At 42.6% G+C, this 8,086-nt stretch carries 10 protein-coding genes and 1 pseudogene; 6 read left to right on the forward strand and 5 right to left on the reverse strand.

Annotated features, from left to right (window positions below; translation table 11 throughout):
* Positions 1–159: 159 nt before the first annotated feature.
* The 4 genes and pseudogenes from F8S12_RS20975 to F8S12_RS20990 form a co-directional block, all read right to left on the reverse strand.
* Complete coding sequence (locus F8S12_RS20975; protein WP_196518057.1) at positions 160–771, reverse strand: hypothetical protein; 612 nt, start codon at positions 769–771, stop codon at positions 160–162.
* A gap of 72 nt (positions 772–843) precedes the next feature.
* Positions 844–1,068, reverse strand: coding sequence for a hypothetical protein (locus F8S12_RS20980; protein WP_196518059.1), 225 nt, complete (start codon positions 1,066–1,068; stop codon positions 844–846).
* Positions 1,061–2,217, reverse strand: a pseudogene (locus F8S12_RS20985) (ParB/RepB/Spo0J family partition protein). Before F8S12_RS20985 ends, F8S12_RS20980 begins: the two are co-directional and overlap by 8 nt.
* Positions 2,214–2,984: a ParA family protein gene (locus F8S12_RS20990; RefSeq protein ID WP_196518061.1), complete on the reverse strand. Its 771-nt coding sequence runs from the start codon at positions 2,982–2,984 to the stop codon at positions 2,214–2,216. Before F8S12_RS20990 ends, F8S12_RS20985 begins: the two are co-directional and overlap by 4 nt.
* Positions 2,985–3,138: 154 nt before the next feature.
* On the opposite strand from F8S12_RS20990, the gene F8S12_RS20995 reads away from it, so the two are divergent.
* From F8S12_RS20995 to F8S12_RS21020, 6 genes are all read left to right on the forward strand, one after another.
* Entirely contained in the window at positions 3,139–3,354 is a 216-nt protein-coding gene (locus F8S12_RS20995; RefSeq protein ID WP_196518063.1) for a hypothetical protein, read from the forward strand.
* A gap of 61 nt (positions 3,355–3,415) precedes the next feature.
* Positions 3,416–5,125, forward strand: coding sequence for a DEAD/DEAH box helicase (locus F8S12_RS21000; protein WP_196518065.1), 1,710 nt, complete (start codon positions 3,416–3,418; stop codon positions 5,123–5,125).
* A 19-nt stretch (positions 5,126–5,144) separates the two neighbouring features.
* A complete protein-coding gene (locus F8S12_RS21005; protein WP_196518068.1) occupies positions 5,145–6,185 on the forward strand; it encodes a hypothetical protein in 1,041 nt (346 codons plus the stop codon).
* Between the two features lie 149 nt (positions 6,186–6,334).
* Positions 6,335–6,697 (forward strand): type II toxin-antitoxin system RelE/ParE family toxin, encoded by a 363-nt coding sequence (locus tag F8S12_RS21010; RefSeq protein WP_196518070.1) that lies wholly within the window; start codon positions 6,335–6,337, stop codon positions 6,695–6,697.
* Positions 6,672–7,004, forward strand: a complete 333-nt coding sequence (locus F8S12_RS21015) for an addiction module antidote protein (protein WP_196518072.1) — start codon at positions 6,672–6,674, stop codon at positions 7,002–7,004. The genes F8S12_RS21010 and F8S12_RS21015 overlap by 26 nt, the downstream gene beginning before the upstream one ends.
* Before the next feature lie 23 nt (positions 7,005–7,027).
* Entirely contained in the window at positions 7,028–7,288 is a 261-nt protein-coding gene (locus tag F8S12_RS21020; protein ID WP_442946816.1) for a hypothetical protein, read from the forward strand.
* A 312-nt stretch (positions 7,289–7,600) separates the two neighbouring features.
* Here the strand turns inward: F8S12_RS21020 and F8S12_RS21025 are convergent, their stop codons facing one another.
* Positions 7,601–7,867, reverse strand: coding sequence for a hypothetical protein (locus F8S12_RS21025; protein ID WP_196518013.1), 267 nt, complete (start codon positions 7,865–7,867; stop codon positions 7,601–7,603).
* Between the last annotated feature and the right edge of the window lie 219 nt (positions 7,868–8,086).

Genomic DNA, 8,086 nt, shown 5'->3' on the forward strand with positions numbered 1-8,086 from the left:
TCCTATTGCTGAACGTCGGCAAAAGCGCCTCAAAAGCTTTCCGGTTTAATCTAATCAGTGCGCGTAACAGCCTATCTTGCTTTAATGCCCGTTGGATGTTCAGCATTTCTCCACTTGGTTACTAACTTTCTATTCTCACTTATTTTTCAACAAGTTTAACTATCTGTCAGCCTTGGCTAAATTAGCTAGAAAAAATGAGGCTGGCGTTGAATCATTTATTTGTGAAATCGGAGAATAAGTCAATATAGGAAAGTTGTTTAGACATGCAAGCTTTGCTGATTCTATAACTAAATTAGCAATCCAATTACCTACATAATCTCCTAAAGCCATTTTTAGTTGACGCTCACAATCTACTGCTCGAACCCAAAAGAATGTACATAATTCCGACAGTTCATAGTCATCATAAATAAACAGTACACCCTGTTCATTTCCTAGTTCATTTTTTAACCGCTCCAAATTTTGTTGATTCTTCATCAATGGCTTGAGATAAGTCTTCCTTCCATAGGAATAAGATTTCTGACAAAATCCCATTGCTTCATCTCTCAAATGCTCAAAATTTGCATGTATTAAATTTGGGTCGATTCCTCGAAAATTACAGTCAATGATTGTTAAGTCATAATCCGCTAGTGATTCAATCGTCAACGGGAGATTTTTTAGCTGAATGCGATCAGTGTAAATTATCTCAGGAGTCAACTCTGGTTTTTTTCTGGGCGTTACTCCACCGATCCCATAATTAGGGTCTAATTTTCTTCTGCGCTTTGCTTCACCCATGAGACGTAACTTTCCTTTTACAGCCAATCGCCTGAAGCAATTGTGTTTCAATAACTGCTAGCAATTCATATCTTAAATGTTGGTAGTTAACCCACATAATCCCCCTACAGGATGGTCAATTTTGATAACCATACCGTAGTTGCACAAGCGATCGCAAAAATCAGCAATCACCGGAACACAACGGTAATGATATTTAAGGATACTGCCCTGACCAATATCTTGCGGTTGCCCTGATGCCCCAGCCGCTCGGTGATAAGCTGTGGAAGCAGTGGGGCTGTAGCGGTCAGAGTCACTCATCCCCTAGTAAGGCTTCGAGTTTGTTTAAAAGGTTTACTAGCTGCTTTTGCTTGTCTTTTTCTTTCCAAAGCTGACGCTTTTTAATGCGCTGGGTGATATTTTGAAGGCGGTCTGGTATTTGGTTAGATGCTTTAGATGAGGATGTTTGTTCATCATCAGTCCAATCTGTGATTTTTTCTTTGATTTGGCTTAAAGACCAATCCGATGCTATCGCTTCGGACAAAAGTTTTTTTCGGATTTCATTATTTCTTACCCGCGCCAAGACTTGTGCTTTGGTGTATTCCAGTTTCCCGGAACGCAGTGCCATTAAAATTTCTTCGGGCAGATTGAGCAAAGGTAAGCGTGTGGTGATGAACGATAGCCAATTCATGAGTCCCAGACTCTCAAACACCTGTTGTACCGTGTTTGATTGTTCTTCATCTAGGTTAGGAGAAACGTTTTTCCTAGATTCAGTTTCATTGGCTAAATGCTCAGAAATGTTGTCCTCAGATTGCGGATTATCTGGGTTAGGAAAAACGTTTTTACTAGATTCATTTTTCTCGGCTAAATGCTCAGAAATGTTGTCCTCAGTTTGTGGATTATCTGAGTTAGGAAAAACGTTTTTACTAGATTCATTTAATGAGGATTTTGACGGCTGTTCCCCCTTACTGTGAGCGTTTTTCATTCGATACAGCAAGGATTTGACGGCTTCTACATCGCAATGCAGCCGGATTGCCAACAGGTGCAATATCCCTTCAGTTTCTTCAACAGGGTTAAGGTCTTCTCGTTGCAGGTTTTCAATCAAAAAAACTGAAACGCTTGGTCATCAGATAGCTCACGCACAACCACAGGCGCAACTTCAAGTTCTGCTTCCTGCCCTGCCCTATAGCGTCGTTCTCCTGCTACTAATTCGTATTTCCCACCGCCAATTGGACGCACCAACAAAGGTTGGAGGATGCCATGCTGCTTGACTGACGAGACTAATTCTTTTAATGCTTGTGGGTCAAAGTATCGTCGGGGCTGGTGTTGAGGCAGAACTATATCTGAGAGTTTGATAGTAGTTTCAGTAGCGGCTGGCAACTCGCCATCTGGTGAGGATAACCAAGGTGCAGGTGGTGGAGTTGTAATTTGACCCCCAAAGGGTTTGTCTGTTTGTTTGCGTCGGATCATAAAGCCTCCAAAGCCTTGGCGATTTCTTCAAGAATAGCGACTACAGGATGTTTTTGGTCAAATACTGCTAGGGGCGCACGTTCTTCTGACGCATCGACAAAAGCGGTAGCTCTGGGGATGGGTGGGAAAATACGACCCCAAGCGGAAAGTTGTTCAGTGATTGCTGCCAATGCGCGTTTATCGGCTGAGTTCTGTTGAGCATACCGCGTAGGAACAAACCCTGCTATTTGGATTTTGCGGTTAGCTTTATTTTTTACGTGGGTGATAGTTTGTAAGAGTTCGTCTGTTCCCTCAAAGGCTTTTATATGGGTTTCCACGGGAACGAGTACGTGTGTGGCCGCGACTAAGGCGATATACGAAAGCAATCCTAAGCTGGGGGGACAATCTATAAGAATGAAGTCGTATTCATTTAGAACAGATTCAATGGCTTCCTTAAGGCGCAACTCGCGCATCGCAGCACTGACTAACTGCATTTCGGCTCCACTTAAGACTCGGCTTGCTGGAACCAAGTCCATGCCGTGAATGCCCTCATGAATTGGTAAGGGCTGCTCGTCGATAATGGCATCAGCAACGGTTTTTTGTAACTGAGATGGCACTAACCCCATGAATTTGGTCAAGCTTGCTTGGGGGTCTAGGTCAATGAGGAGAACGCGATGTTTGCGTCGTGCTAAGTGGTATCCCAAATTTTGGGTTAGTGTCGATTTGGCGACACCACCCGCTTGGTTAAACAGGGCGATAATGCGGCATTGCTTGTCAAAAGTTGACACTGGCTTTCGTTCCTAGAAGATACGATGATCTTTGGTCAACCGGCTCGGTTTTAGTTTCCAGTTTACTGAAGTGTATCAGAAGAAGAGAAGTTCTAGCTAAGACGGTAATTTCAGCAGTAGACTTTATAGAATCAAGCAACATTAAGTCATTCCTATGACAACCAAACAAGCCATTTGTGAAGCGATTGAACAACTGCCAGAGCAGCACCAAGAAGAGGTGTTGCGGTATGTTCAACAGCTTGCACTTACCCAGAAATCACCAATCACAAACTCACTCACTGGCAGTAGCGACCCCCTGGCAAACTTTATCGGTGCAGTATCTCATGGCTCCTTGGCTGCCAACTTAGACTCGGAACTCTATGGCGACTAAGTGCTGAACTGGTCAAATGTGCGTGCGCGGTGTGGTTAAAAGTAGCTATTAAGGGTGCATCATGGAGACAAACTATACATTCAAATTCAATTCTTCCACTGCCAGTGAAGCTCTCAAAGTAGGTAAATATGACCCGCTCAAGTTCTACGAGGCGCGTTTAAACCTGTTCAACCTTTCGGTAATGGCAGACTACGATCAGCTAATATGCCTGCCCACACTAACTGCTATCGACAAATACTGGTATCAGATTGAAACAGCCCGAAAAGTACTTAGACAACTGGGTGGACGTGCATTGCTTGCGGATGAAGTCGGATTGGGCAAAACCATTGAAGCGGGACTAATCATAGCCGAATATTTAGCAAGGGGTATGGTACAGTCTCTGCTGGTGCTAACTCCCGCATCCCTAGTTTCCCAGTGGCAATCAGAGTTAAGTGATAAATTTAACATCGCTACTATTACCACAGATAACCGTGACCCGCAACAACCGATAGACTCTTTTTGGACAAATAATCCGCGAATTATCGCTTCATTAAACACGGCTAAGTCTGCTAAACATTATCCCCACGTAACCAGTCGCACTTGGGACTTGGTAGTTGTCGATGAAGCCCACCACCTGAAAAATCGCACTACCCTCAACTGGAAACTGGTCAACGCCCTCAATAAGCGCTTTATCCTCATGCTCACTGCTACGCCAGTGCAGAACTCCCTTATTGAACTGTTTAATCTGCTGACCCTCCTCAAACCGGGACTGCTACAAACAGAAGCCGCTTTTAAAAAAGAATATGTCGATTCCAGGAATGGACGAGTCCCTAAAAATCCAGAAAAGTTGCGCTCCCTGATGCGGGAAGTTATGGTGCGAAATACCCGCGCCCTAGTAGATGTCAAACTGCCCAAACGCTTCGCCACCACAATTACCGTTACCCCAGCAGCAGGCGAGGAGAAACTTTACCAAGATTTGAGCGAGTATCTACGTTCTTCAGAGGATAAGCTAGACAGACTCTCCCGCACCAATTTGCTGATGCGTGCTGGTTCATCCCCTGGTGCTTTAGCTGACTCCCTCAAGCAATTGACCAAACGCCTACCTGACTCTGAACTGAAGTCTTTAGCAAGACGAGCAGCCCAGGTGAAGCAGGTCGAGAAAGCAAAAGTATTGGTAGAGATGCTCTCAAAATCTTCCCAGAAAACCTTGGTCTTCACAACCCATAAAGCAACTAGCACTTATTTGACCCAAACTCTCCAAGCAGCAAATATACCCTTTGCAGAATTTACTGGTGGGATGTCCCTTAAACAAAAAGATGAGGCTATAGCCGCATTTCGAGATACTGTTTCTGTACTGCTGGCATCCGAAACAGGCGGAGAGGGACGTAACATTCAGTTTGCGAACGCGATCGTTAATTATGACCTCCCCTGGAACCCAATGAAAATAGAACAGCGCATTGGTCGTATTCACCGCATTGGACAAACCCAGGATGTTTTTATTTTTAACTTTTGTCTCAAGGGCAGTATCGAAGAGTATATTCTGCGGATCTTGCATGACAAAATTAATATGTTTGAACTAGTGGTCGGAGAGATTGAAACAATTTTAGGGAATGTGGATGATGAATTTGACTTTAGTGAAATTGTTATGGATATCTGGCTCAAGCATCAAGTCAAGCCCGAATTAGATACAGCCTTCGAGCAATTGGCAGATAATTTGTTGAAAGCCAAAAACCAGTATCAGCAAATTCAAGAACTGGATGAACAGATTTTTGGCGAAGATTTTGAAGCTTGAGAGATTGATTTGAATAAATATGTTATCAGACCCAATTATTGCTACATTATCAAAAATTGTTTCTCTGCATGATGGAATAGCAGAACCTGCTGGTGAACACATTTTAAAGGTGTTGTTGACGGAAAATATAGCATCGCTGCTTTCGCTTCCAGAAGAAGTTACTTTTACTACTATTGCTGATGTACCTCAAAGTGTTTTTGTCACCTATCATTCAGAAGTCTTAAATAAGCTATCTGAACTATTAGCTGTTAAAGGACTTATTAGTGCGTTGGGTGTTAAAATCAATGGACATCTTAAAAACACAGGCTTTGAGAAAATTTTATTGGAGAGACTCGCACCTCAAAATGGCTTAATTCGTTTTTTAGATGCTAAACCAGAAATTACTCGTTACATCTTGTGTAATGTCGCTTACACAGCGAATGCTTCCGAAAAAAGGATTGGTTTAGTTTCGTTCATTATCAATGAAATAACAGGAGTAACACCAGTAGAAATTGGGGATGCTTTGTTTTGGGAGTCTGACCTAATGACTGTGGAGCATCAAGAGACACCATTGGCGATGCCAATTGAAGATTTGTTGAGGTTAATTGAACATCAAAGTGCAATATTAATTGGTAAATCTCTAGATAATTGGCAGGCTAAATTAACAAGAGCAAGAGCTAGAGATGAAGAAAGACTCAAGGATTATTACAACACGATTAGCGACTCGATTCGCAACAAGATTGAGTTAAAAAAATTGATTGGTGATGAACAAGACAAAGAATTAGCACGAATTGAAGCCACTAATAGAGAGTTAGAGAGAAAATTGTTGGACATCCAAGAGCGTTATGCAATGAGTGTAGAAGCTTCGTTGCACAGTGCAATGATTATCCATCTACCTACGGTACATATTCAGTGTGAGTTGCAAAGGAAGAAAGCGAAACGGACTGTAACAGCAGTTTGGAATCCGTTCACTAAAATTATTGAGCCGCTTCGCTGTGAATTATCAGGAGAGCCTGTTTACAATTTCTATTTAGATGATGAATCAGCCAAAATTATCTCACCGACAGTTTGGAGAAAGTAATTGGTGACATTTCCGCTACTAAAACGAATTGAGAAGAAAACTAAGAATTAAGCAATGGCTCAAGATAGAGTTTTGGTTTCAGCCCCCAAATCTGGCAGGGCAGCGTCATTCTTGAAACTTTGTCGCTTTTAAGCTACGATTTATAATCTATGGCTGATATCGTTCGTCAAAAAACACTGCTAGTCTATGCTACAGAAGACGGCAAGGAGCCGTACACCGAATGGCTGGAAAACTTGAAGGACTATGTGATCCGTTCCAGGATAATCCGACGGATAGAGCGACTCAAGCAGGGCAATTACGGGGATTGCAAGTCAGTTGGCTCAGGCGTGCAAGAAATGAGGTTTTTCTTTGGCAGTGGCTACCGCGTTTACTTTGGAGAATCCGCGAACGATCTAGTAATTCTTCTATGTGGTGGCGACAAGGACAGCCAGGACAGGGACATAGAAAAGGCTAAAGGATATTGGCAGGCTTATCAGGAGGAACAGGATGAGCAAGAAACTGAGAAACCATGACGAGGTTGTGTTCGAGCAAATGCTGAACCCGGAAATGGCAAAGGCTTACCTGGACGTTGCCCTTGAAGAGTACGAGCAGGATGGCGATATTGCGTTTTTTCTGGAAGCGCTGCGGAACGTGGTGGAAGCACGGGAGGGGATGACGCGCCTTGCGGAAAAAACGGGTTTGAACCGCCAGAATCTTTACCGAGTCTTGTCGCCAGAAGGCAACCCTGAACTGCGAACCATCAGCCTTATCCTGCACAATCTCGGCTATCGCCTGAGTGTTCAACCAATTCAGGCATCGTTGGGACACGATGACCCCTAGATGCGATGACAAACAATTTACCGATGAAATTGTCACACTTGCCCAACAGTTTACCATTAGATGGTGCTGTCCGCATCGAGCTAGTAGAAGGAGTGCCGATATTTCGAGCTTCCAGCTTAGTACAAGGGCGAATTGAAGCCTTATTAACTAAACAGAAAGAATCTGCACTTACTTCAGAGGAAGAAAAAGAATTAGATGAATATGAAGAATTAGACGATTATCTGAGTTTGATGAATCGCATGAGCAGAAATGTATCGCTAACTCAAAACCAAAGCGAATTATAGGGAATTAGAGATTTGTCTGCGAATCGTTACATTAGACCTCTTGCATAATTATTTTGTGGTATCATTAAGACTTTTATAAAAAATGCATATCAAAATCTATACTGAGAACCTATGTTCCCTCATTAGTATTAGTATGTCTGATTGAGATAGAAAGCATATTTTTAAAACGCCCTATTGCACCATGAATTATTTTTGCAAGAGGTCTATTAGTTAGTGAAGCTACTCAAAATCAAGTGCGACAACGAGCCGCCTTTCTGTGCGAATATTAGAGCATTCGCCGTTTTGCAATCAGAGGAATTGATCGGGTGAGAGTTAGGAGGCAAGTAGCGAGGGTGTAAGAGGTGGAGCAGGAGTAATGAGTGGAGGTGTTGGGGTAACTAGAGAGGGTGTAAGTGGTGTAGACGTATTCACTATTGAATCTAAGGTTCCATCTGGCTTATAAGTCTTGATTATTATTTGACCACGCTCATCAACTCTTGTTATCACAGTTCCTGTTTGATTAGTACCACCAGTTATTAAAGAAGCTTCAGAATCTGATAAGATTTCAAAACCACTAGAGATTAAAGTTTCTATGTTCATATCAATTAAATAATTTCTCAATCAAGTGAACAATACCAGGAACTTTTTTTCCTGTCAATCTAATTCATGGGTAGTAGTCCACTATATTCTCCGCCAAAATCCAATTCTAGGCAGTTTTTTGCGCTCGCTAATTAAAATGGCTCAGACCATCGCTTAACTAAAACCTCTCCAGAACTCCTGTCAGGGCTTACGTGCAGATATTTACTCGTGGTATCCAAA

Origin of the sequence: Nostoc sp. WHI, from assembly GCF_015714725.1 — a bacterium.
Lineage (GTDB): Bacteria > Cyanobacteriota > Cyanobacteriia > Cyanobacteriales > Nostocaceae > Nostoc.

Excerpts from the sequence above, each read along its gene's own strand:
- F8S12_RS20975 (WP_196518057.1), bottom strand. The coding sequence starts at position 771 with ATGGGTGAAGCAAAGCGCAGAAGAAAATTAGACCCTAATTATGGGATC.
- F8S12_RS20980 (WP_196518059.1), bottom strand. The coding sequence starts at position 1,068 with ATGAGTGACTCTGACCGCTACAGCCCCACTGCTTCCACAGCTTATCAC.
- F8S12_RS20995 (WP_196518063.1), top strand. The coding sequence starts at position 3,139 with ATGACAACCAAACAAGCCATTTGTGAAGCGATTGAACAACTGCCAGAG.
- F8S12_RS21000 (WP_196518065.1), top strand. The coding sequence starts at position 3,416 with ATGGAGACAAACTATACATTCAAATTCAATTCTTCCACTGCCAGTGAA.
- F8S12_RS21005 (WP_196518068.1), top strand. The coding sequence starts at position 5,145 with ATGTTATCAGACCCAATTATTGCTACATTATCAAAAATTGTTTCTCTG.
- F8S12_RS21010 (WP_196518070.1), top strand. The coding sequence starts at position 6,335 with ATGGCTGATATCGTTCGTCAAAAAACACTGCTAGTCTATGCTACAGAA.
- F8S12_RS21015 (WP_196518072.1), top strand. The coding sequence starts at position 6,672 with ATGAGCAAGAAACTGAGAAACCATGACGAGGTTGTGTTCGAGCAAATG.
- F8S12_RS21020 (WP_442946816.1), top strand. The coding sequence starts at position 7,028 with ATGAAATTGTCACACTTGCCCAACAGTTTACCATTAGATGGTGCTGTC.
- F8S12_RS21025 (WP_196518013.1), bottom strand. The coding sequence starts at position 7,867 with ATGAACATAGAAACTTTAATCTCTAGTGGTTTTGAAATCTTATCAGAT.